This window comes from Candidatus Electronema sp. PJ (assembly GCF_048287395.1).
Taxonomy (GTDB): domain Bacteria; phylum Desulfobacterota; class Desulfobulbia; order Desulfobulbales; family Desulfobulbaceae; genus Electronema.
The window spans coordinates 46309-68196 of record NZ_JBLWEO010000005.1; the positions used below are offsets into that span (position 1 = coordinate 46309).

The following is a 21888-nucleotide window of genomic DNA, read 5'->3' on the forward strand; positions in this document are numbered from 1 at the left end:
CTCCTTGCTTGCTCGGTTGAACTCCTTTGCAACCTGGCCAAACTCCTCTGCTGCCGAGCCAAATTCCTTGGCAAATGAATACTACTCTTCCTTTACGGAGTTGAGTATCTGTTATTTTTTCAGCCAGCCGTGTTCAAGATACCACTGCGCCACTTCTGTGAGCGTACTTTCGTTGCTGTGCCGGAAGCGGTAGTTCAGCAGCCGATGCAGCTTGGCCGTGCAAAATTGCCGATCCTTTGCGTAGAAGGAAACCCGGCGGCGGTAGAGCGGCGGGCGGAGACCAAGCGGCACACAAACTGCCTCACAGAGATCGGCGGCAAGATAAAAAGGCTGAATCGGCAGGCGGAGAACTCGCACATTCCTATTTAGTGCCTTAGCAACGATCTGACCCATTTCGATGATGGAGAGCGGTTCGGCATTGGCGACAATAAGTGCTTCATTCTGCGTCTGCGGCGAAACGGCGGCCAGCAGCATCACTTCGGTTAGATCATCAACATGAATCAGCTGAAACAGGCCCTTGCCCTTGCCCAGCATTAAAATGAATCCCTTGTTGATCATCTTGAACATTTTCAACATCCGTTCCTCGCCAGGACCGAGAATAGCACTTGGCCGGATGATCGTGTACGGAAAGCCGCTACTGGCAAAAAGCCATTGTTCCAGTTCCAGTTTAGTACGCTGATAGCAATCGCTTGGACTGAAACGATACTGCTCATCTGCGGGGGTTTCGCCTGGGATATGGCCATGTACTCCGACAGTAGAGGTGCAAACGAAACGTTTGAACTCAGATCGTCCTTGCACTGCTTGAGCCATCAGCTGGGTTGGATAGAGATGAATCCGACGACAATCCTCCTCAGTAGCTTCTCCAGCCCGAAAGGCAGTGGCTAAATGAAAAATGTACTCCACTTCCGCGGTAGCTCGGCTGATAAGTTCAGGATCAGCAATATCACCCCGAAACCAAGTGATATCTAAGCCCTCCAGCTCGCCAATTTTTGATGAGGGACGGGCTATAGCAGTGATCCGCGCTCCAGCGGCAGCCAGCTTTTGCGTCAAAAGCCTGCCAGTGAAACCAGTGGCCCCGGTGATTAGCACCTTGGCATCTCGAAACTGCTCATGTGCCATCTTGTTCACGTGTTGGAGAAAGCAGACTGCTGTCTGCGGGCAGCGGCATTATAGCGTAGCCGTCTGAACAATTCAAGCGGAGTGGAGCGGCGGCCAAAGCTGGCGGCTTCTGCCTTACCTGCGAGCAGAGCACCCAGCATTTCGTCCGGTGCTAATTCTTCTTCTGGAGAGATAATATGAGAGCCGTACATACCGAACTTTTCTTCCTCGCCGCTAAAAGGTAGCGGATCAGAACCATAGATAATCTTGTAACCAAACCGCCGCGCCTTGCGCATGAGCAGTGGCAATGACCAGCCTTTGGGCCGCAGACTGACATCGCCGAGCAGGAAATCCTGGCCTGTGAACTGCCGCAGCAGGCCGTCAATGACCTTGCCGCGTTGGAAGAACCATTTGCCTGGTGACCAAGGCAACACTGGCACGCCATTCTGTTCCCTAATCAATTTGATAAGCTCTGCTGCGGGAATGCCTTCGGCGAAAAGCGCGTCCGTGCAGAGGGCAAGCACTTCAATGCCTTCTGCCGCGACGATCTGACGGCCTGGCAGTAAGGTGAGCTGGCACCCGTCGCTTTTTCGCTTGAGGGTAAGTTGACTGCGGTCTGCGTGTTCTAGTCTGAAATCATGTAGAACAAGGTTTCCGGTCTGCATCTGCGCGTAAAAATTGCAGCCAACACGTTCTGCTAGAAATCCTGCAAAAATGGCCTGCATATTTGCTGCTTTCAATTTGTGCAGCAGATAGGAAAAGGCCCAATCAAGATTATAGCAAGAGTAAAGATGCAGATGGGCATCAGCGATGAGGTTCATATTGAAGCACGGGTAACAGAATTAGAAAAGTATCCGTAGTAATTGCTGCTTGAATTTCTGCTCCATTTTTCCTGCGATCTCGTTACTGGTGCGTCCACAGTGCAAAGCAATTATTTCTAATGATGGAATGATGTAGGCAAAGTTGCTGCCAGAGCCGAATATCCGCAGCGTATCTGTCGGTAGCTCGTCTCCCAACCAACCATCGATGTTGGAACGCAGATTCTGGTAATTCGGGCTGCGCCAAACCCGCTCAAGCCATTCCGCGTCAACGAGTTGCTCATTCTTCCAGCGACCTTTTTTCAGCAGCAGCCAGCAGAAGCGGGCGTAGTCTCTGGCGGTCATCCGCAGACCTCCGGCGGTGCACCAGCGATGATAGCCGCCTCCCGGCGGCGCGTGATAAGACACGCTGTCAAAGCCGATTGGCTCCAACAGCCAATGCCAGAGGACGTTGTCTGCACTGTGGCCGGAGATGTGGCGGAAGGCAATGCCGAGATGGGCAAAGCCGATGCTACTGTACGCGCCTTGGTGCTGTCCCCACGTCTCGCTGCCAGGCCATTGTTCGGGTTTTCCTGGATCGTAAAACAACTTGCCAGTTTCAAGAAATTTGTGATCATGGCCCACTACCCAGTCACCGTAGTGGCTCCACTGATAACGACCTTTCTCCACCGGTGTTTTGTCTGCCGTCTCTTCCGGCATGAAGCCTGCCGTATGCTGAAACACCTGCTCAAAGGTGATTTCCGCCTTACGTGGGTCTGAGAGCGGGTAGCCATGTGTCAACCAGAGCGGATCGTACAGCCTGCTGTTTTCTGTCAGTTCCTTCACTGGCAGCTCGCCTTGGCGGGCTTTCCGCATCAGCACCCCGAAAAGAACATAGGCAAACGATTTGCCGTTAGAGGAGAGATACTGCTGAAAGCTCTTGGACTCGGGCCGCAGATACCATTCCCCGACGATCCAGCCGTTTTTGATCACCAAAGTTGAGGCGTGGTTATGATCGTCATAACCGGGAATTGCGCTGTTCGGTGCTGATAGGCTCATCTTGCCCAGCTGTTGCAGAGCTTCATAATTCAGGCCCAATGACTCAACAAAGTCCTTAGAGGTGTTCTTGCGCCAGTCACCTTGGTCACGGGAGGGCGGGAAATACTCTAGCTGCGAGGCTTCTTGGCGGCACGAGAGAAGAAACAGGAGTAGAGCAACAACCAAAACGATTGACAGGGGTAAACGGAGCAGACGCATGAGAATCATCTCTGCTTCATCAACTCCAGCGCGCCCCTAATGATCCCAGCAGCATCTAGCCCCGCATCCTTCCAGAGCGTCTGCTGCGAGGCCTGCTCAACAAACTTGTCGCCATAACCAAGGATACGTACCGGCATAAGCAGATGTAACTCATGCAGCATTTGCAGTACAGTGCTGCCGAAACCGCCTTGCTTGACATTATCTTCCACGGTGAGCACTCTGCTGCAACGTTCTGCCCAAGTCTTAATCAGCTCGATATCAAGCGGTTTGATGAAACGGGGATTGATCACTGCGGCCTCGATGCCCAGTCGGGCTAGGCCTTCTGCTGCTTGCAAAGCCGGATAAACCCGGTTGCCCACTGGCAGGAGGAGAATATCCTTGCCCTCGCGCAGCAGTTCGCCGTGACCAAAGGGAAGAAGCTGAAGTTCCTTATCCAGCGGCACTCCCTCGCCGCTGCCACGCGGGTAGCGGATAACACAAGGGCCGTCATGATTGACCGCCGTGTAGAGCATATGCTGGAGTTCGTTCTCATCTTTGGGGGCCAGCAGGGTTAGGCCGGGAACAAAGCGGAGAAAGGAAATATCAAACACCCCGTGATGGGTGGGGCCATCATCGCCAACCACACCGGCCCGGTCAAGGGCGAAGGTTACCGGCAGATTGGGCAGGCAAACATCATGGATAACCTGATCCAAGGCGCGTTGCATGAAACTGGAATAGACCGCCACCACTGGCCGTAAGCCAGCCAAGGCCAGTCCCGCAGCAAAGGTGACGGCATGTTGTTCAGCAATGCCTACATCAAAGAAGCGACCGGGAAAACGCTTACTGAACTCCGTCAAGCCGGTACCTGCGGGCATTGCTGCTGTGACCGCAGCAATGCGCCGGTCGTTTTCCCCAAGGGCGCAGAGGGTTTTGCCGAACACAGCAGTATAGGAAGGCGACCCAGAGGCAGGCAAGGGTTTGCCATCGGCAATGGAAAAGGGGCCGAGGCCGTGGTAATCGCCAGGATGTTGTTCCGCAGGCTCGTAACCCTTGCCCTTAGTGGTCAGAACATGCACTAAAACCGGGCCGTGGCTGTTGTCGCGGACATTTTGCAGGGTTTCAATCAGGGCTTCTAAGTCATGCCCAGGAATGGGGCCGATATACTCGAATTTGAAGGCTTCAAAGAGCATTCCTGGCGTGAAGAAGACCTTGAGGCTTTCCTCAGATTTGCGCAGAACGCTGAGGATATTTTCGCCCACTGAGCAGAGCTTCAACCCTTCCTCAATCTGATCCTTGAGCCTGCGCATGGTCTTCGAGGTCATCTTCCGGCTCAGGAAGCTGGAGAGCGCACCGACATTAGCCGAGATCGACATCTCGTTGTCGTTGAGGATCACGATCAGATTCTTGTGCAAATCACCGGCGTGATTGAGGCCCTCAAAGGCGATACCTCCAGTCATAGAGCCGTCACCAATCACCGCAATGACTTTGCTTTCGTCGCCCTGGAGGTCTTTCGCGGCTGCTAGGCCAAGACCGAAGGAAATGGAGGTGGAACTGTGGCCGGTTTCGATGGTATCGTATTCACTTTCCGCTCGCTTGGGAAAGCCACTGATGCCTTGATACTGGCGCAGGGTGTGGAACTTGTTGCGGCGGCCAGTGATCAACTTGTGCGCGTAGCACTGGTGCCCCACATCCCAGATGAGTTTGTCTGTAGGCGTGTTAAAGACGTAATGCAGGGCTAGGGTGAGTTCAACTACGCCGAGACTCGGCGCAAGATGGCCGCCATTCTCGGCCACGGTGTTGATGATCTTGCCCCGGATTTCTCCGGCGAGCTGAGACAGCTCGGCAAGGTCAAGGCCGCGCAAGTCAACAGGGGAATCAATCGTTTCCAGTAGGCTGAGTTTGGCGGCGCATTCTGCCGGACTGTGGCTCATCGACATACGCTCTCCTTGGAAAAGGGATGCGGGCTATTCGGCTCGCTCTGGCTGCACACAGATCTCTCCATCAGTCTGGATAGTTACGAACGGAACCGTTGTCAAGCCGCCGTCTTCTTTTTTCAGGAGCAGATCAACCTGGTTGCGGGCCTCGTCAAGCTTCTTATCGCAGAAGCTGACTAATTGAATGCCCTCGTTAAACTTTTTCAGGCCCATATCTAAGGCTAAATTGCCCTGCTCCAGCTCCGCTACAATCTGCTCTAGCTTTGCCAGAGCCTGCTCAAAGTTTTTTTTGGTCATTTTTTCGTTCGGCCCGTTCATAAAAAGCAAAGAGAGCTTCTGTGCAAAAATTTGCATTTTAAACTGAATGCTGCTGGGTTTCAACTCCTGATTCAGACGTTCCGGCCATTTCGCCGCTTTGCCCGGGCAATAGATTCAGCCAGGCCTAGGGACAGTGGTAGCCTGCGGGCAAAAAAAACTCAAGGGGTGGTAAAAATTATTTTACAACCTGCGCTGAATCAGCTACCCTTTGGTTAGGGTTGTTTCATGGTAACACGCCGTAGATAACACGCAAAAAAGGAGAGGAAAAATGGTACAACGAATGTCTGTCAAGTTGGTCTTGCTGATAGCGGTATCGGTATTTATGGGCACTGCTGATCATGCAACTGCTGCTACTGATCCGATGAGTGTTCCTAGCGTTCAAACTCAAATTGCCAAGTTTAACCAGTACCGGAATACCACATTTATACCTGGTATGATGACAGCAAGAGCCTATATGCCTAAGATGAAGATACAGAAGCCTCTGCTACCGCAGATGACCGCGAAGATGCTGCCGGTTGTCCGCCCTGTCATCATTAAGAATATCCAAGATAGTATCGTTCAACCGCCGCCATTCAATCCTGGAGCACCGCCACTGTGGTAATATAACCAGCTAACCAGCCAGAAGCGTTACAGCTTATCGATAAAATCGAGGCAATCCATTCAGCAGTATTTCTCAGGCAGCTGAAGGGGTTGCCTTTTTTCTTTTCGGTTTGGCCAGCAGTTCAAATTTTCTGTTTGACCGCCCTATTCCTCCGTTTTCAGCTCCCGCAGCTGTTTTCACTTGCACTTTCCTCCAGCCGCGCTAAATGTGCGGATGCTGCACCGCAGTTTTTTCTTCCCTCAATTCTGCTCAGGAGGTCTTGCATGAAAACCCGCCGCATTCCCTTTGTCCCACCCAGGCTGCCCGCTGTCTTGCCGCTCCTGGCTTTGGCTGTCTGCCTTGTCCTCAAGCTGGCAGGCACGGTTCAGGCCGCGCCGCTCCAACTCCAAGTCGCCTTTGACAACGAATACGTCTCTACCAGCCACCCTGGTGCGCGTTATTTGGAGGTACTGGTCACTGCGCCGGAAAGCGTCAGCCAGCGGCCTCGTGTACCACTTAATTTGGCCTTGGTTCTCGACACCTCTGGCTCAATGGGAGAACAGGGCAAGCTGGAATATGTCAAGCAGGCTGCCATTGCCATGCTCGACCGCCTGCGGCCCGAAGATCGCTTCGCCCTGATCAGCTATAGCAACAAGGCGCGCGTGCTGTATCCCTCGCAGCCTGTGGAAGAGGGCCAGCACATGCAGGGTTTGATCAACTCGCTCGAAGCCTTTGGCGGCACTAATCTCGGTGACGGCTTACAAGAAGGCTGGCGGCAGGTACAACGGCACGCCAGTCCCTCGGTGATCAGCCGGGTATTGCTGCTTTCTGACGGCTTGGCCAACATCGGCATCACCTCAAACCAGGAGCTTGCCCAGCTGACCCTGGCCCAGAGCGAGTTAGGCATCTCCCTGAGCAGCTTTGGCGTAGGCTTGGAGTTTAACGAAGACCTGCTCGCCGCTTTAGCGGAAACTGGACGAGGTATGTACTACTTTATCGACCACCCGGAAAGCATGAACACCATTTTGGGCAAGGAGTTCAAATCCGTCGAGCAGCTGGCGGCGGCTGACATCAAGGTCAACATCAGTTTGGGCAGCGATTTGGTCGTTGATCAGGTCTTTGCCAACAGCTACGAGGTGAATGGCAACAACATCACAGTCCGTTTTGGCGATTTGGCGGCAGGAGAACGGCGACGAATGCAGATTCGCGTTCTGCCTAAGCAGCGCAGCCTCGGTCGGTTCGACAATGCCGCCCAAGTCAGTGTCAGTTATTTGGAACCAGGCAGCAAGGCCGCGCTTTCGCTCTTGGATAAACTCGGTATGACCTACACGGATGACGAAAAAATCGCGGCCAGCCGCCAGAACAAGGAGGTTTTGGAGCGGGCTGCGGTGTTTGAAGCCAATCAGGCCAAGAAAGAAGCCGCTTTGGCCGTAGATAAAGGCGATCAACACCGTGCTACAGTTATTCTCAACGAGGCGAAGAAGAAAATTGAGGCGGTTGCGCCGCCTGCCAGTGCCAAAGTAAAGGATGAGCTGGCAGCAATGGACTCTTACGCCGAGAAAGTTAGCAAACCAATGGAAGCGAAGACCAAGTCCTTGGAGCAAAAACAGGTCAAACACCGCGTCCAAGCCGTTGAGGGCTGCTGATTGTACCTTGCGCCTGGCCCTAAACTGCGGCAGCAGCCCAGGGCCAGGCAGTTTTTTCGCTTTCCCCTTCTCTCCTGCCTGCTCTGGCGGGTTTCAAATTGACCAGCCCTGCTGATCCCACTATAGTAAATGCTGTAAGCCACTGTGTAGAACAGCGCAACTCACCCTATCAGCAAGTAATTGGAGCAGAACAATGGCGACTTGGAGCTACGAAGCGTTTGCCTCGGCAAATTCAGGAAGAGACGGGATTTCAGAATTGGAACACAAGGTGATGGCAAAGCTGGAATCCTTAGGAGCAAGGGCGGAACACGCGAAAACAGCGATGACCAACGTGATTGGTGGCATGGCAAGAGCAGTTGTTTACTATCCAGATGCGCTCCTCTCCGTGCCAACGGCCCGTAAAATCTCAGGCTGGAGAAAAGGAGATGCCAATACCATCGCTGATTCCTCAGACACGGAACGCTATAAAGAGGAAATGTACCAGAGCATTGTGGAAATGTTGAACGCCTTATCTGACACGCAAGCTGCCTGGAGTAAAATTTCCGCCACCGCCTGTAAGAACGGCTGCGCGACCATCACTATTTGGTATCCCACCGAAACAGCTTGAGCGCAAACGTTGCTTGGTACGGTTCGCAGCTTGCTCCCCTTCCCTTTCTGCCTGAGCCATTCTGCCGCCTCGATTGCCAGGAATTTGCAATCGTTATTGACCTGTTGCAGGCCGAGTGGAAGTCGTTTACAGAGGAGTTTTGCTCGGCAAGAAAGGAGTTCTAGTCGGCAGAAGAGGAGTTTTGCTTGGCCAAACTCCTTTCCTGTTTAGCCACAAAGGAGTCTTGCCGAGTAGGAAAGGAGTTGGAGTCGGCAAGAAAGGAGTTTTGCCAAGCCGAACTCCTTTGCGGGTAAGCCGTAAAGCAGTGTTGCCGACTAGCAAAGGAGTTGGAGCGACTTGGTTTGCCTTGTGTCTTCACCATTATGAACCCAAACTACAGAGACAGCTTCATCGACTGGCTGCGCATCGAACGCGGCTACTCACCACACACCGTGGAGAGCTATAGCCGCGATGTCGAGGAATTTTTTCGCAAGCTCGGCGGAGAAATAGCCATTGCCGAGATCAACGCACTGCATGTGCAGAAATATGTAGCCTCCCTTTATTTGGCCAACTCCGCTGCGTCTGTGGCCCGAAAGATATCCTCCCTGCGGGCATTTTTTCTCCACTGCCGCCGCCAGAAGTTACTGACCGTTGATCCCCTAGCCGGGTTAGCCGGACCAAAGTTGGCCAAGCATATCCCGGTATTTTTGACTGTGGACGAGGTGTTCAGCTTACTGGCAGAGCCGAAGAACACTGATAGCTTTGGTCAGCGCGACCGAGCAGTCATGGAATTGATCTATGCAACCGGGATGCGGGTCTCAGAAGCGGTGGCTGGGAACGTAGCTGATCTGGATTTCGCGGCTGGCATGATCAAAATCCGAGGCAAAGGCAATAAGGAGCGGCTTGCGCCTTTTGGTAAGGCCGCAGAAGAGGCTTTACAGCAGTGGTTTCTTGGACGGAGCCAGCTCATTGCCAGCCGCATCACCCGGGGTGACAAGCCAGAGCGGGATGCGCTTTTTCTCAACAGCCGAGGCTCCCGGTTAACTGTACGCAGCGTGGAACGGATGGTGGCGCATTACGGTTTACGGGCGGGAATCAACGTGCAGGTCACGCCGCACGCCCTTCGCCATTCCTTTGCCACCCATTTGCTGGAAATGGGCATGGATTTGCGCATGGTGCAAGAGCTGCTTGGCCATGTGAGTCTTTCCACTACCCAGAGATATACCCATCTTGACATGGCCCACCTGAACAAGGTCTATGACCAGGCGCATCCCAAGGCAGGCAAGCGCATCACTGCGGGAGATGCTGAAGAATGAACAGAGCTGCCCGGAGCTGATTGTCCTCTGCCAATTGCTGCTCAAGCTCCTGGGCTTGGCTCTGCTTGGCCTTTTTCTCCTTTGCCTGCTGCTCCAGGTTCTCAAAATGATGGAGCAGATCTTTCTCGCGGATCTGGCCAGAGAACATCCCGCTGCTCATCTCTTCTTCGCTGTCCTCAAACGGCACCACAATGTCCGGGCTAATGCCAGTTTCCTGGATTGATTTGCCGCTGGGTGTGTAATAACGGGCTGTGGTCAGGCGCAGACCAGCTCCGCCAGGCAGTGGCACGACTGTTTGTACCGAGCCTTTGCCAAAGGTCTTGGTGCCAAGCAAAGTTGCCCGTTGATGATCCTGGAGTGCTCCGGCCACGATCTCTGCGGCACTGGCTGATCCTTCGTTCACCAGCACCACTACAGGGAAGGTGTATTTCTCGGTCTTGGGATCAGCCAAGAACTGCTGCTCTTGGCCCCGGCCCTTGGTTGAAACAATCAAACCTTCTGGGATAAACAGGTCAGCCACGTTGACTGCCTGTTCCAGCAGGCCGCCAGGGTTATTGCGCAGATCAAGAATCAGCCCTTTGATCGGTTCTTGCTTGGCTGCCTTGTTCAAAGCCTCCTGGCAATCGCGGGCCGTATCAATTTGGAAATTGTTGATCTGGATATGATGCAGACCAGGGGCAAGTTTGGCGGCAAGCACCGAATGCTGCGGGATGAGCGCGCGGGTCAGAACGATGTCCTGCACATGCGGCAGGTTATCACGGCTGACGGTCAGCGTTATTTTGTCGCCAATCTTCCCTCGTAGTTCTCTGATTGCGTCGTTCAGGGTCATCTCTTTGGCTGCTTGGCCGTTGATCTTGACGATCCGGTCGCCTGCCTTGATGCCTTTCTCAAAGGCAGGCGTGCCAACTATCGGCGAAACCACGGTAAGCATGCCATCCTTCACTGTTACTTCAATGCCCACGCCGCTAAAGCTGCCACTGGCATCTTCTTGCAGCTCTTTAAAATCTTTGGGGGAGAGATAAGAGGAATGTGGATCGAGCGCACCGAGCATCCCGTTGACTGCACCCAGCATGATGTCGCTGCTGCTGATTTCCTTGACGTAATGCTTCTGTACGAGGTCGAGGATGGTGGCGAAGGTTTCCAGATTGCCATATAACTCCGCCTCCCGATTGCTGCTCCGCTCCTCGGCAGCAAGTGGAACCGAGAAGAGGGCAATGGAAAGGGCAACGGACACGCACAGGCGGAGCAGCGGATGTTTCATAGCATTTCGGGATAGTTTTTTGACCCTGACAGTCTCTTTCTCTCTTATACCGCAAAACAGGCTGGCAGAAGAATAAAAAAAAGCATCCCGTGCAGATCAGTTTGCCTTCAGCCACTGAAGGGGATTTTGGGGCGAGGAACCGTGCCGGATTTCAAAATACAGGCCTGGCTCATAGAGCGTGGCAAGATCACCGCTGATCCCGATCTTTTGATTTTGGGCAACTTCCTCGCCTTCCCGGACCAAAACGGCATCCAAGCGGGAAGTAACGGTGCGCCAGTTCTGGCCATGATCAATAATCACCGCGTTGCCGTAGCCACGGCGGTAGCCTGCGGAGATGACCAGGCCTTTCTGCACGGCTCGCACTTCGGTCTCAGGCTGCACCGCGATGTGTAGGCCGTTAACCTTCTCGCCTTTGCGCAGCCCCTCTTTGAGTACCTCACCAAAACGGTGAATGATCTTGCCGTCTGTAGGCAAGGGAAGTTTGCCCTTGAACGGCAGCAGGCCTGGCCCGTTGTAAGAGGGGAAGTCCGGTTCTTCTTGGGACAGGGAGCGGATGAGCCGCGCTTCAGCCTGCCGCATTTCCTGCATCGCCAAGCGATAAAGACCCTGCTCGGTTTTAATCCGGGTCAGCACTTCTTCTCGCTGCGTGCGCAGAACAGTCAGGGCCTGCTGTTGCTCCTCAGCTTGCCGCACCAATTCCTCCAGCAGCGATTCCTCCAACTCATGGGCGGTTTGCGCCTGCTTCAGAGCGGTCAAACTCTCCCGGTACTTTTCAATGACTGTCCGGTCATAGGCGGCCAAGCTGCGGAAGGAGTCGGTCATCAGCATCAGCTCTGGCAGAGTTTTGCTGGAAAAGGTGACATTGAGCACGCCAAGCCTGCCCATCATGTAAAAAGCCCGCAGCCGGTTGAGCATGTGTTGCAAAGCCTTGTCCCGCTCCTGCATGGTCTGATTGAGCACGGCCTGAGTTTTGGCCAAGTTCTGCCGCTGCACCTCAAGTTGCTTCTGAAGGAGGTTAATTTTTTCCTGCTGTTCCTCCATCTTGCTGCTGATCTTGTCCAGCTCGTCTAAAACTGCAACCTCCTCCTGTGTACTCTGCTGGAGCTTTTCCTCTTGCAGAGCCATTTCCTCGCGCAGCTGGCCAATCTTAATCTGCACTTTGCCTGCATCCTGGCCCAAGCTGGGCCAAGCAGCGCAAAATAGCACGGCAGCAAGAACAGTGGCGGCCAGTTGTTTTCCCTTGTGCATCATACGCTGAGAATCTTGCGGATAGAGACAAAACTGCCGCCCGCGCAGAGTAAGATGGACAGGACAATGATCATACAGACCGTTGGCGCGTCAAAAAAGCTGAAGGAGAACATGCCCTCGGCCTTGCCAGCAAAGGCGGCTTGAATCCAGCGGAAGAGCAGGTAGAGCGAAGCCATGCCAGCAATAGAGCCGAGCAAGCCGAGCAGTGCACCTTCGAGGAAAAAAGGCACCCGGATGTAGCTATTCGATGCACCAACCAAGCGCAGCAGCTCCAGTTCCTTTTTGCGGGAAAACACGGTCAGGCGAATGGAGTGGCCGATCATGAACGTGGTGGTCAAGATCAGTAGGCTGCCGGAAAGAAAGACCACCACTCGCAGTAACTGGATGAACGAATAGAACCGCTCCACCCATTCCCTGCCGTACTGCACTTTCAGTACGCCGGGCAGAGTCTCCAAATACTCAGAAAAGCCTTTGATCCGCGACAGGCTTTCCAGCGTTCGGCGCGGATAGATTTCGATGGAGGACGGTAAGAAATCCTTAGGGATGTCTTTCAGCACATCCTGGCTGTCATTGAGCTGGCCTTTGAAACGGTCGTAGGCCTCCAGCTTGGAGACGAATTCAATCCGCTCTACCTTGTCGAATTTTTCGATTTTGTGGCGATATTCCTGCTGCAAAGCTGCGTCTGGTTGGTCGTCTAAATAGACAATCAGGCGCAGGTCGTTATCCAGCCGATTGCCAACGTGGAGGGCATTGTTATAGACCAGATAGAAAAAGGTGAAGATCAGTACTGACAGCGTAATGGTCATTAAAGAGAGCAGCTGGCTGCGCCAGGTCTCGACTAAACTGCGCCCTGTCTGGCTGAAGACCGCAAGCAGAAAGTTCATGTCGTTGCCTTCTTAGCCGCTGCTTTTTTTAACCAAGGCAGGCGGCTTCTGAATCGCCAGTCGCCCGTTTTCAATTCGGATCACCTTGCTGCCTGGGAAATTGTAGATGGCTTGATCATGGGTGGCAATGAGCAGCGTGGTGCCTTGCTCGTTGCAACGGCGGAACAGCTGCATCACCAGTTCAGCGGTCTCCGCATCCAAGTTGCCGGTTGGCTCATCCGCGAGAATCAGTTCCGGCTCATTGGCCACAGCTCTGGCTATAGAGACCCGCTGCTGCTCGCCACGCGACAATCTCCCGGCTAAGGCATCGTACTTATCCAGCAGATGCAGCTCAGTCAGCAGTTTTTCCGTGCGGCTACGGATGAATTGCCGACTCCGATACGAGACTTCCATCGAATACGCGATATTTTGGGCCACGGTCTTGTCAGGCAGGAGTTTGAAGTCCTGATAAGCCACCCCGATACGGCGGCGCAGCTTCTGGAGATCGCCCCCAGAGATGCGGCTCAGGTCATAGCCGGCAATTTCGATGTAGCCTTTATCCGGGCAATCGATGCCGCAGAGCAACCGAAGCAGCGTGGTTTTGCCAGCCCCGCTCTGACCGGTGAGAAAGATCATCTCACCTCGGCGGATGCGCAGAGAAACATCAGCCAGCGCATGAACATCTGGCGGAAAGGTCTTAGTGACCCTGGCCAGATCGATCATCGTCAGCTTTTTCTCTTCGCCGCTCATGGTTTTTTGCTTTTGAAGATGCGATCAAAGATCGCAAAGGCCTGCTGAATGACCTTGGAGTCCTCAGCTAACTGGAGGTACGATTCGCCACTCAATTCCTGACTGACCAACTCCTCGCTGGCTGGGATGATGCCCGCTAACTGCATGTTGGCCTCAACTACGGCAGCATCAATTTTTTCCTGCAAGGCAGACGGAATGGGATCAGGGGCACGGTTGACGATAAGATACTGCTGCCGGATGTCTAGCTGGAGCGGCCCGGTCAATTCGGCAATCCGGCGAGCGGTGAGAATGCCGCGTGCAGACGGATCAGAGACAATCAACAGGTAATCAATCTTGCGCAGATTGAGGCGACTGAGATGCTCCATGCCTGCCTCGTTATCCACGATGATGTATTGGTAGTTATCTGCCAGCCGATCCATGCTCATGGCGAGATATTGATTGGCCGCGCAGTAGCAACCTGGGCCGTCAGGCTGGCCCATCACCATCAGGTCAAAGCCCTCTTCCTCAATCAGCGATTGGTGGATTTTCATCTCCATATATTGATCGCGGCTCATGCCTGGCGGAATGTCGCCCTTCAGTTCCTTGCGGATCGTGCCCAGCGTGGTGCGGACATCCAGATGAAGCAGCTCGTTGAGATTGGCGTTGGCATCGGCATCTACCGCCAAAGCCGGGGTCATCTTGTGGGCAGTCAGATATTTGAGCAGGAGAGCGGCAGTTGTCGTCTTGCCAGTTCCTCCTTTACCTGCGAGAGCGATGATCTGGGTCATTTGTCTTCTCTTGTCGAGGTGTTTTCTGCGGACTGAAGAATGTTTTTTATCATACCCAAAAAAGCAGCTGATTCCAAGCTGAATGGAGGGCAGAAACTGGCAACCAGAGGCTTTTTTATATGGCTGGCCTGTCGGTTAAGGTAGATGCAAGTTTTTCTGCCGATAATTTTTTATTTCACTTGCATATTTTTTTCTATTGAATTATAGAACAGCTGTAGCATAAAGCTATATAACCTTTTAACTTGAAAGGAGGATTACGTAATGACAATTAATTTGCCTGCATCAAGATTGACCGCGGTGCTTGCCTGTCTCATCCCCTGGCAGCTTGCCCTTGCGGCAGGAGTTCCGCCAGATGGCGAGTTTACCTTAAATGCTGATTTTGATAAGGGCACAGCTATCAATGTGGTGCATAGCGTCCCTGATCAGCTTCAGCTTGATGATACCATGAAGCCGTTCAGTTTTATTTGGATAGCGGTGTCATCAAAAGGAACAGTCGTTAAAATCAATACGGAAACCGGGGAGGTGCTAGGTGAATACAAAACTGCCCCTGATGGCATGGGGCTAAATCCCTCCCGCACCACGGTTGATAAGAATGGCAATGCTTGGGTTACTAATCGCGATGAAGGCCAAGATGTTCCTGCTGGTGCCGTAGGTTCCGGTATTCCGGCAACTGACAGGCCAATGGGTTCTGTTATTCATATCGGCCTCAAAGAAAACGGCCAGTGTGTTGATCGGAATGGCAATGGTGTGATTGATACCTCAACAGGCCAAAATGATGTTCGCGGCTGGAGCAATGCGGGCGGTGCTAACACCTACGGTGGTATTTCTACCGCTGAAGATGAATGTATCCTACACTATGTTAGAACAAATTCAACTGGTGCGCGGCATGTATCTGTCAATAAGGATAATGATGTATGGATTAGTGGAACAGGAGGTCAGTATTTTGATCTGATTGACGGAGATACAGGCATGATCATCCGTCAAGAACCCTCAGTAGGCTATGGCGGCTATGGCGGATTGATTGACAAAAATGGTGTTATTTGGTCAGCCAATCCGTTACTGCGCTGGGATACAGCGTTGCCTCTGTCTGGACCCGCAGGAATTATCCCTTCTGGGCCTTCCGACCAGCCAGGTGTTAATTGGACTGGATATTATCATGACAGCTATGGATTGTGCATTGACCAGGAAGGGAATGTTTGGAATACCCAGCTTTCTGGAGGATTAATCAATAAATTTGCCCCTAATGGAGCTCTGTTGGGTAGTTATCCTCACGGAAGCGAGAACGCCCAAGGCTGTGTTGTTGACAAAAATGGGAATGTCTGGGTTGCCGGTTCATTATCCGGCAATACCGTCGACCATCTTCTCAATGATGGAACCTATGTCGGCAGTGTAACTGTTGGTAATGGTCCGACCGGTGTTGCTGTTGATGCTGCGGGGAAAATATGGGCTACCAACTACTATAGTCAAACCGCTTCAAGAATTGATCCGAATGCCGGGCCAGTTGTCAATGGTGTGCATGTGGGAGAAGTTGACCTAACCACCGTGAACCTGGGTGGAGACTTATACAACTACAGCGACATGACTGGCAGCACCCTGATAGGCGCACCTGATCACGGCAGTTGGAGTGTAGTGCATGATGCCGGAATAGATAATGTCAACTGGAATACCGTGAGCTGGCATTCAGACGAACCAGGTGACAGCTCAATAAAAGTCTTTATTGAAGGCGACAAGGACTGCAACACCAGCTTCAGCGGCAAAAAAGAGGTAATGAATGGCGAAAGCATTGCATCCTTCACCGGTAACCGCTGCCTTCAGCTAACTGTAGAATTCACTCGAAGCAGCACGGATCAAGACGGAAATGGTATTAACGATAGTCCCATTTTGAGAGATATCTTGATTGATGGCATATTACCAGAGAATACTCCTCCTGTGGCTGTAATTGCTCCAATCAGTGATGCCAAAATTCCTTTACCTGTGAACATGATAGTTATGCCTCGGTCACTGAATCTAGCTCGTCGAGGAAAATGGGTGAAGGCACATCTCTCGTCAAAAGGTCTTAAGGAGCGATTCTCGGCAGAGATTGGACTTCTTCAGAAAATGGAGATCGTTCTAGACGGCTCCGGCTCCTATGATGATGACGGCGATGAGTTGTCGTTCGACTGGACGTTGACCGGCCCAAAAGGAGAAATTCCTGTAGAGGATATTCCGATTACTAAGATTATCCTGCCAGCAGGAAACTACACCGCTACCCTTGTCGTTAATGACGGAACGGTGGATTCTGAACCGGCGGAAGAAGGCTTTATCCTGACGAATTACACCGCATCAGACCTTTCTTCAGGAAGCTATCAGCTCAATGGCGTTCCTCACAGTAATATTACAGCGGTAGGTAAGGGCAAGTTCGTTATCTCGTTTAATGCCAACGCCATTGCCAAGACTGTTCAACCGGGGAAAAAAGTAAAAATGGTTCTAACCGGTGTGGCGAGAGGTGAGGATTACATCAAAGTGACAAAGAAGTAACCTCACTCATTCTGGATTGATCCGATGGAGTTGAGGGGCCATTAATGGCTCTTCTCCCTGGGAAAGATGGAGTCGAACTTCCATCTCCTGCACATTCAGATACTCACCCGCCAAGCATCAGGAAAGGTTTCCTATCCCGCACAAAAAGGATAGGAAGCCTTTTTCCAATTCATCGCGCATCGTTCTCGCGCCGCATCGAGTTCCTGCATAAATCAACAAGAAGTCTTTGCAGTAAGTAGCCATCGAATTCTTCGAAATTCGCTATCTTGCGTAGGTCGCAAGGGACGAGTTTGGCTCGTTTGTAAAGGAGTTGAAGTCGGCAGAAGAGGAGTTCGGCTTGGCAGAACTCCTTTCCTAGTCGGTAGCAAAGGAGTTTTAGTCGGCCAAACTCCTTTGCAAGTCGTCAAGACTCCTTTCTTATTCGGCCAGACTCCTTTTCTGATTAGCCGCAAAGGAGTTTTACCGAGTAGAACTCCTTGCCAAGTCGGCAGAACTCCTTTCTTGCCAAACCAAACTCCTTTGTCAGCGAGCAAGAAAGGAGTCTTTTCTCCGAGTTAAGCAGAAAAAACCGCAAAGGGAAAAGCTGCCCTACCTTGCTTTTGCCTTGAGCCGACAATTATGCAACGCTTCTTCGTTTTTGTCGTTAGCACAACAAAATAAACCTGTTTCCTTTGTGCGCGCTCTTGATCTGAAGGTGTTGAATACAGCTGAAACGGCAGTGAAAAAGCAGTAAACGCCCTGTTTGGCACAGCTGTTGCAAGACTCATTGTAACCCATGGTCGGGCAGCAGCTGGTTCACGAGAGTTCTGCCCGAAAATAAACAGCAAGATTCCTCCGCAGGCTTATTCAGCACATAGGAGCAGAAACCATGAACAACATCGACTTCAGTCGCCATCCCTGCTTCAACGCCAAAGTGAAGGGCCAGTACGGCAGAGTGCATTTGCCCGTGGCTCCCAAGTGTAACATTCAATGTAACTACTGTAACCGCAAATATGACTGCGTTAACGAGTCGCGGCCTGGCGTAACTAGCACCGTGCTCAACCCAGATCAAGCCCTATATTACATGGGCAAGGTACTGGAAAAGGAGCCGCGCATATCAGTGGCCGGGATTGCTGGGCCAGGCGATCCTTTTGCCAATGCCGAAAACACGCTGGAGACCATGCGACTGATCCGCAAGCACTATCCAGAGACTATCCTCTGCCTTGCTTCCAATGGCTTGAACCTCGCACCGCATGTGGAGGAACTAGCAGAGATTGGGGTGTCGCATGTAACGGTGACAGTCAATGGCGTTGATCCGTCCGTCACCGAGCGAATCTATGCTTGGGTGCGAGACGGCAAGGTTATCTACCGAGGCAGGCAGGCAGCGGAACTGCTTTTGGCTCGGCAGATCAGTGCCATTGAGAAGCTCAAGCGGTACGGCATTACGGTCAAGATCAACAGCATTCTGATCCCAGGTATTAACGATCAACACATTGTTGAAATTGCCAAGACCATGCAGCAACTCGGTGCAGATCTGCTCAACTGCATGGCTATGTTCCCTAATGCCGATACGGTCTTTGAAAACATCCCTGAACCGTCCAAAGAACTCATGAATACTGCCCGTAACCAAGCCGAGCAGTATCTCCCACAGATGCGCCACTGCACTCGCTGTCGTGCCGATGCGGTTGGTTTGTTAGAGGAGGACAGAACAGAAGAAATGCGCGGCTGTCTGAGTGCCTGCGCCAGGCTACCTCAACCTGATGCGGCAGTGCGGCCTTACGTGGCTGTGGCTACGCAGGAAGGAGTCTTGGTTAATCAGCATCTCGGTGAGGCGACCAAGCTGCAAATCTGGGGGCCAGACAGCGACAAGGGCTACCGACTGCTTGAGGAACGACAGACACCGCCTGCGGGCGGAGGAGCACAGCGTTGGCTCAACCTGAGCCGCATCCTCAGCGACTGTCGAGCCATCTTGGTCAGCGATCTTGGCGAGGGGCCGAAGGAAGCATTAAGTAAGCGGGGCATCAAACCGGTAGTGATGTCTGGTTTTATCGAGAAGGGGTTGGAGGCAATCTATACAGGCAAGGACTTGGCTGTTCTGCAAGGCAGGATGCGGAAATGTTCCTCCAACAAGGGCGTATGTGTAGGGGCAGGAACAGGATGCGGCTGAGATGGCTCTCAGCTACTCTGCTGAGAAAAAACTATTGCTCAATGAACAGAGCTTGAGCAGATGGAATGGAGAAAATATCCGCGCTACCGCTCTGTTGGTTCGCTCAATCTCATGGAGATGCCCTTTGTCGAGACCTGGCAAGCTCTGCTAGAGGTACTAAAAATTGTCTCTTTACTCGGAAGCAAAACAGAAATAGACTATATTTTGTCTTGTTTTCAGCTAAAAAATCAAAAGCAAACCGATGCAATGTAAAAAATTGCACTCATGCGATTCCCCTTGCTTTTCATGCGCTGTTCCTTTATCATTTGGGTGAAGAAACTCTGCTGAAGCGGTTCGGCAATGACAGAACAAATAGAACACAAGGGGAAAAAATGAAAAAAATACTGAGCGTAGCGGCAGCATCTGTCCTGCTTTTCGCAGCTGCAAGCTATAGTTTCGCCGGCTCTAAGTATGCGCCGCCAAAAGGTCCAGGAGATGATGCCTGCCCTGGTGGTTGTCAGGATCAGATTGACGGACTGAACTCCAGCCAAGCTCGCCAGGATGAGCAAATCAATGCACTCCAGGCGGACCAAGGTCGTCAAGATCAGCAGATCAATGCTTTGGAAGCAGGCCAGGGCCATCAGGACGAGATGATCAAAGCAAACTCCGCTCGTCTCGATAAGCATGACACCGAACTCGATGCCCTGAAAAACCGCAAGAATGCCGAGTACAATCCCTGGTACGTCAAAGGCATTGCCAGAATGATTTGGAGTGGTTCCATGGATTCGGATAAGTCAGGATACGGCTTCAAAGCAGATACCGATACTGGTTATGGTCTTGGCATTGCAGGTGGACGAAGGATCGGTAACTTCCGGGCTGAGGCTGAACTTGCTACCCAAGCCACAGATTTCGCTACCAAGGGCTTAGAAGATATGTCGGTAAGAACCATGATGTTCAATGGCTTCTACCATATTCCTCTTTCTGCTTTTGGTATTTATCTGGGACGGCATTGCGAGCCAATTTCCCTCTACGGCATGGCAGGCTTAGGTGCAGGCAAGGCAGATATAGCCTTTAGTAGCGGAGCTGAAGACAGCGAGACCACGTTTGCGTATAAAGTTGGCGCAGGTGTAGCGTATGACTTCACAGCGAACATGGCTGTTGATCTGGGATATGAATACATGCGCTTGTCAGACATTGAGCTAGGTGCTGATCACAATCTCATCCGACTTGATGACATGAAGAGCAGCTCAGTCAATGCCGCCTTTAGATATTCTTTCTAACGCACAGACCCTTTCTGGATAGCTCCGGTAAAGCTGTCAGTCTGCTGACTGGCTGGCTTTACCGGAGCTGTGTTGTTTGTATCTTCCCTTCAAGCTGTGATCAAAGCTAAAACCAGTTGCGTTAGCTGCGTCATATCTTCCAAGCTCACTTCTTCTGCGGTTGAATGAACATTGGTCATGCCTGTGGCGACAATCGCTGTTGGTAAGCCACAACCGTTAAAGATGTTGGCATCACTGCCTCCACCTGCAATCTCATAGCTTAAAGGCAAACCAATCCTCGCTGCTGCCTCAGTAAGCCGACGAATAACTGCATCCTCCCTGTTCAATTGCATCTGGGGGAAATCAAGTTCCACCTGAAACGTCAGCTCAGGCACACCTTGCGCCTGCCCAGAAGGATCGCACCAAGCACTCAACACGCTGCGGAAGGCTGTTTCTATCTCTTTGGTTAGCCGTTCCAGCTTGGCTGGGGAATGACTGCGCACTTCCCCTTCAATGAGCACCTGTTCTGGGACAATATTCGTGGCTGTACCGCCCTGAATCGTACCGAAATTGACTGTAGTCTCCCTGTCTATGCGTCCGCAAGGAGCTGCGGCAAGAGCTTGTGCGGCTAATCTGATCGCGCTAATCCCTTTTTCAGGATGAAGGCCAGCGTGCGCAGCTATGCCTGTCACAGTAATGCGGAAACGGTTCGAGGCAGGCGCACCAATAAGCACTCGCCCAAAGCCGCTGCTATCTAAGGCATAGCCCATCTGAGCACGTATCTGGTGCGGATTGAGTGCTTTTGCTCCCAGCAAGCCAATTTCCTCACAGGTTGTGAAGATAAACTCTAGCGGCACATAAGCAAGCTTGTTTTCCTGAATCACCCGCCATGCTTCAATTAATGCTGCAATCGCAGCTTTGTCATCACTGCCTAAGATGGTGTCGCCTTTGCTGGTAAAACGATTACCCTGCCGAAGCACCTTAATGCCCCGGCCTGGTTCAACCGTGTCAAGATGGCAGCACAAGAACAGTGGCTCCTGTGTTGTAGTACCGTTGTCAAAGCGGAAGATCAGGTTGCCACACTGCGAGCCGGTTTTGCTTGCAGAATCATCTTCAAAGGGTAGCGGCGCGCCAACCGAGCAGAGCATTTCCGTTACCAACACAGCCATGCGGCCTTCTTCGCGAGAAGGGCTATCGGTTTCGCAGAGCTGGATAAAGGTACGGGCCAACCGCTCTTGGTCAATCAGCATGTGGAAGTTCATTATCAGTATAGGTTGAGATTGTTACCGCAATGCAGATTGGATAAAAAGACACAATGCCTTGTTCTCACAACTCCATCAAGAAGGTGAGGTGCTGTTCCGAGGCTCATCTAAAAGAAAACACGCTTTTCCTCCCAGCCCTCACTGCACCACCAGCACATCCACTAACCTGCAATTGTAATTATTGCGCAGCAGTTCCTTCAAAGCGGCATACTCCAGTACCCGGATATCCAGAGTAGTGACTGGTGAACCCGCAAAGCCTTGCAAGGTGATGTCGCCATTCGCGGTTACGGTTGTGACTGCACCTGCGGCCCCGCCTTCCGTCATA

At 52.3% G+C, this 21888-nt stretch carries 22 protein-coding genes; 9 read left to right on the plus strand and 13 right to left on the minus strand.

Annotated features, from left to right (window positions below; genetic code table 11):
• Positions 1–111: 111 nt before the first annotated feature.
• Genes ACNKIB_RS00650 through xseB form a run of 5 tightly spaced genes read right to left on the minus strand, consistent with a single transcriptional unit; the run spans position 112 to position 5362 of the window.
• Positions 112–1119, minus strand: a complete 1008-nt coding sequence (locus tag ACNKIB_RS00650) for an NAD-dependent epimerase/dehydratase family protein (protein WP_417908605.1) — start codon at positions 1117–1119, stop codon at positions 112–114.
• Positions 1120–1124: 5 nt separating this feature from the next.
• Entirely contained in the window at positions 1125–1919 is a 795-nt protein-coding gene (locus ACNKIB_RS00655) for a hypothetical protein (protein WP_417908606.1), read from the minus strand.
• A gap of 21 nt (positions 1920–1940) precedes the next feature.
• Positions 1941–3161, minus strand: coding sequence for a serine hydrolase domain-containing protein (locus ACNKIB_RS00660; RefSeq protein ID WP_417908607.1), 1221 nt, complete (start codon positions 3159–3161; stop codon positions 1941–1943).
• Positions 3158–5068 carry a 1-deoxy-D-xylulose-5-phosphate synthase gene (dxs, locus tag ACNKIB_RS00665; RefSeq protein ID WP_417908608.1) on the minus strand — a complete coding sequence of 637 codons (1911 nt, stop codon included), beginning with the start codon at positions 5066–5068 and terminating at the stop codon, positions 3158–3160. Before dxs ends, ACNKIB_RS00660 begins: the two co-directional genes overlap by 4 nt.
• A gap of 27 nt (positions 5069–5095) precedes the next feature.
• Positions 5096–5362 (minus strand): exodeoxyribonuclease VII small subunit, encoded by a 267-nt coding sequence (gene xseB / locus ACNKIB_RS00670; RefSeq protein WP_417908609.1) that lies wholly within the window; start codon positions 5360–5362, stop codon positions 5096–5098.
• A 289-nt stretch (positions 5363–5651) separates the two neighbouring features.
• On the opposite strand from xseB, the gene ACNKIB_RS00675 reads away from it, so the two are divergent.
• The 5 genes from ACNKIB_RS00675 to xerA all read left to right on the plus strand — a co-directional run bounded on the left by ACNKIB_RS00675 (position 5652) and on the right by xerA (position 9511).
• Complete coding sequence (locus tag ACNKIB_RS00675) at positions 5652–5984, plus strand: hypothetical protein (RefSeq protein ID WP_417908610.1); 333 nt, start codon at positions 5652–5654, stop codon at positions 5982–5984.
• Between the two features lie 263 nt (positions 5985–6247).
• Positions 6248–7609 (plus strand): vWA domain-containing protein, encoded by a 1362-nt coding sequence (locus ACNKIB_RS00680; RefSeq protein WP_417908611.1) that lies wholly within the window; start codon positions 6248–6250, stop codon positions 7607–7609.
• A 193-nt stretch (positions 7610–7802) separates the two neighbouring features.
• On the plus strand, positions 7803–8216 hold the full coding sequence (locus ACNKIB_RS00685; protein WP_417908612.1) for a hypothetical protein: 414 nt from the start codon (positions 7803–7805) through the stop codon (positions 8214–8216).
• Positions 8213–8380, plus strand: coding sequence for a hypothetical protein (locus ACNKIB_RS00690; protein WP_417908613.1), 168 nt, complete (start codon positions 8213–8215; stop codon positions 8378–8380). Before ACNKIB_RS00685 ends, ACNKIB_RS00690 begins: the two co-directional genes overlap by 4 nt.
• 177 nt (positions 8381–8557) lie before the next feature.
• On the plus strand, positions 8558–9511 hold the full coding sequence (gene xerA, locus ACNKIB_RS00695; RefSeq protein ID WP_417908614.1) for a site-specific tyrosine recombinase/integron integrase: 954 nt from the start codon (positions 8558–8560) through the stop codon (positions 9509–9511).
• On the opposite strand, the gene ACNKIB_RS00700 is transcribed toward xerA, so the two are convergent.
• From ACNKIB_RS00700 to ACNKIB_RS00720, 5 genes are all read right to left on the minus strand, one after another.
• Complete coding sequence (locus tag ACNKIB_RS00700; protein WP_417908615.1) at positions 9486–10772, minus strand: S41 family peptidase; 1287 nt, start codon at positions 10770–10772, stop codon at positions 9486–9488. The two genes, xerA and ACNKIB_RS00700, sit on opposite strands and share 26 nt — an antisense overlap.
• Before the next feature lie 96 nt (positions 10773–10868).
• Complete coding sequence (locus tag ACNKIB_RS00705) at positions 10869–12023, minus strand: murein hydrolase activator EnvC family protein (RefSeq protein ID WP_417908616.1); 1155 nt, start codon at positions 12021–12023, stop codon at positions 10869–10871.
• Positions 12020–12904, minus strand: a complete 885-nt coding sequence (locus ACNKIB_RS00710; RefSeq protein WP_417908617.1) for a cell division protein FtsX — start codon at positions 12902–12904, stop codon at positions 12020–12022. The genes ACNKIB_RS00705 and ACNKIB_RS00710 overlap by 4 nt, the downstream gene beginning before the upstream one ends.
• Before the next feature lie 12 nt (positions 12905–12916).
• Positions 12917–13633 carry a cell division ATP-binding protein FtsE gene (ftsE, locus tag ACNKIB_RS00715; RefSeq protein ID WP_417908618.1) on the minus strand — a complete coding sequence of 239 codons (717 nt, stop codon included), beginning with the start codon at positions 13631–13633 and terminating at the stop codon, positions 12917–12919.
• Positions 13630–14400: an AAA family ATPase gene (locus tag ACNKIB_RS00720; RefSeq protein WP_417908619.1), complete on the minus strand. Its 771-nt coding sequence runs from the start codon at positions 14398–14400 to the stop codon at positions 13630–13632. Before ACNKIB_RS00720 ends, ftsE begins: the two co-directional genes overlap by 4 nt.
• A 261-nt stretch (positions 14401–14661) precedes the next feature.
• On the opposite strand from ACNKIB_RS00720, the gene ACNKIB_RS00725 reads away from it, so the two are divergent.
• Complete coding sequence (locus ACNKIB_RS00725) at positions 14662–16917, plus strand: hypothetical protein (RefSeq protein WP_417908620.1); 2256 nt, start codon at positions 14662–14664, stop codon at positions 16915–16917.
• Positions 16918–17359: 442 nt separating this feature from the next.
• Here ACNKIB_RS00725 and ACNKIB_RS00730 read toward each other — a convergent pair whose 3' ends face one another.
• The gene (locus ACNKIB_RS00730) at positions 17360–17491 is read right to left on the minus strand and encodes a hypothetical protein (RefSeq protein WP_417908621.1); all 132 of its coding nucleotides are present in this window, start codon (positions 17489–17491) and stop codon (positions 17360–17362) included.
• A gap of 294 nt (positions 17492–17785) precedes the next feature.
• Here ACNKIB_RS00730 and nifB point away from each other — a divergent pair, with 294 nt between their 5' ends.
• From nifB to ACNKIB_RS00745, 3 genes are all read left to right on the plus strand, one after another.
• Positions 17786–19063, plus strand: a complete 1278-nt coding sequence (nifB, locus tag ACNKIB_RS00735; protein WP_417908622.1) for a nitrogenase cofactor biosynthesis protein NifB — start codon at positions 17786–17788, stop codon at positions 19061–19063.
• A 60-nt stretch (positions 19064–19123) separates the two neighbouring features.
• On the plus strand, positions 19124–19315 hold the full coding sequence (locus tag ACNKIB_RS00740) for a hypothetical protein (RefSeq protein ID WP_417908623.1): 192 nt from the start codon (positions 19124–19126) through the stop codon (positions 19313–19315).
• A gap of 119 nt (positions 19316–19434) precedes the next feature.
• Positions 19435–20322, plus strand: a complete 888-nt coding sequence (locus ACNKIB_RS00745) for an outer membrane protein (RefSeq protein ID WP_417908624.1) — start codon at positions 19435–19437, stop codon at positions 20320–20322.
• A gap of 89 nt (positions 20323–20411) precedes the next feature.
• On the opposite strand, the gene ACNKIB_RS00750 is transcribed toward ACNKIB_RS00745, so the two are convergent.
• Positions 20412–21551, minus strand: a complete 1140-nt coding sequence (locus ACNKIB_RS00750; RefSeq protein WP_417908625.1) for a M20/M25/M40 family metallo-hydrolase — start codon at positions 21549–21551, stop codon at positions 20412–20414.
• 150 nt (positions 21552–21701) lie between these two features.
• The coding region (locus tag ACNKIB_RS00755) for a hypothetical protein (RefSeq protein WP_417908626.1) at positions 21702–21888 on the minus strand (187 nt) is incomplete at its 5' end.

What these genes read in the sequence shown, in the direction of transcription:
- ACNKIB_RS00650 (WP_417908605.1), bottom strand. Translation starts at nt 1,119, where the DNA reads ATGGCACATGAGCAGTTTCGAGATGCCAAGGTGCTAATCACCGGGGCC.
- ACNKIB_RS00750 (WP_417908625.1), bottom strand. Translation starts at nt 21,551, where the DNA reads ATGCTGATTGACCAAGAGCGGTTGGCCCGTACCTTTATCCAGCTCTGC.
- ACNKIB_RS00710 (WP_417908617.1), bottom strand. Translation starts at nt 12,904, where the DNA reads ATGAACTTTCTGCTTGCGGTCTTCAGCCAGACAGGGCGCAGTTTAGTC.
- ftsE (WP_417908618.1), bottom strand. Translation starts at nt 13,633, where the DNA reads ATGAGCGGCGAAGAGAAAAAGCTGACGATGATCGATCTGGCCAGGGTC.
- ACNKIB_RS00745 (WP_417908624.1), top strand. Translation starts at nt 19,435, where the DNA reads ATGAAAAAAATACTGAGCGTAGCGGCAGCATCTGTCCTGCTTTTCGCA.
- xseB (WP_417908609.1), bottom strand. Translation starts at nt 5,362, where the DNA reads ATGACCAAAAAAAACTTTGAGCAGGCTCTGGCAAAGCTAGAGCAGATT.
- ACNKIB_RS00675 (WP_417908610.1), top strand. Translation starts at nt 5,652, where the DNA reads ATGGTACAACGAATGTCTGTCAAGTTGGTCTTGCTGATAGCGGTATCG.
- ACNKIB_RS00700 (WP_417908615.1), bottom strand. Translation starts at nt 10,772, where the DNA reads ATGAAACATCCGCTGCTCCGCCTGTGCGTGTCCGTTGCCCTTTCCATT.
- ACNKIB_RS00705 (WP_417908616.1), bottom strand. Translation starts at nt 12,023, where the DNA reads ATGATGCACAAGGGAAAACAACTGGCCGCCACTGTTCTTGCTGCCGTG.
- ACNKIB_RS00660 (WP_417908607.1), bottom strand. Translation starts at nt 3,161, where the DNA reads ATGATTCTCATGCGTCTGCTCCGTTTACCCCTGTCAATCGTTTTGGTT.
- ACNKIB_RS00720 (WP_417908619.1), bottom strand. Translation starts at nt 14,400, where the DNA reads ATGACCCAGATCATCGCTCTCGCAGGTAAAGGAGGAACTGGCAAGACG.
- dxs (WP_417908608.1), bottom strand. Translation starts at nt 5,068, where the DNA reads ATGTCGATGAGCCACAGTCCGGCAGAATGCGCCGCCAAACTCAGCCTA.
- nifB (WP_417908622.1), top strand. Translation starts at nt 17,786, where the DNA reads ATGAACAACATCGACTTCAGTCGCCATCCCTGCTTCAACGCCAAAGTG.
- ACNKIB_RS00680 (WP_417908611.1), top strand. Translation starts at nt 6,248, where the DNA reads ATGAAAACCCGCCGCATTCCCTTTGTCCCACCCAGGCTGCCCGCTGTC.
- ACNKIB_RS00655 (WP_417908606.1), bottom strand. Translation starts at nt 1,919, where the DNA reads ATGAACCTCATCGCTGATGCCCATCTGCATCTTTACTCTTGCTATAAT.
- ACNKIB_RS00740 (WP_417908623.1), top strand. Translation starts at nt 19,124, where the DNA reads ATGGAATGGAGAAAATATCCGCGCTACCGCTCTGTTGGTTCGCTCAAT.
- ACNKIB_RS00725 (WP_417908620.1), top strand. Translation starts at nt 14,662, where the DNA reads ATGACAATTAATTTGCCTGCATCAAGATTGACCGCGGTGCTTGCCTGT.
- ACNKIB_RS00685 (WP_417908612.1), top strand. Translation starts at nt 7,803, where the DNA reads ATGGCGACTTGGAGCTACGAAGCGTTTGCCTCGGCAAATTCAGGAAGA.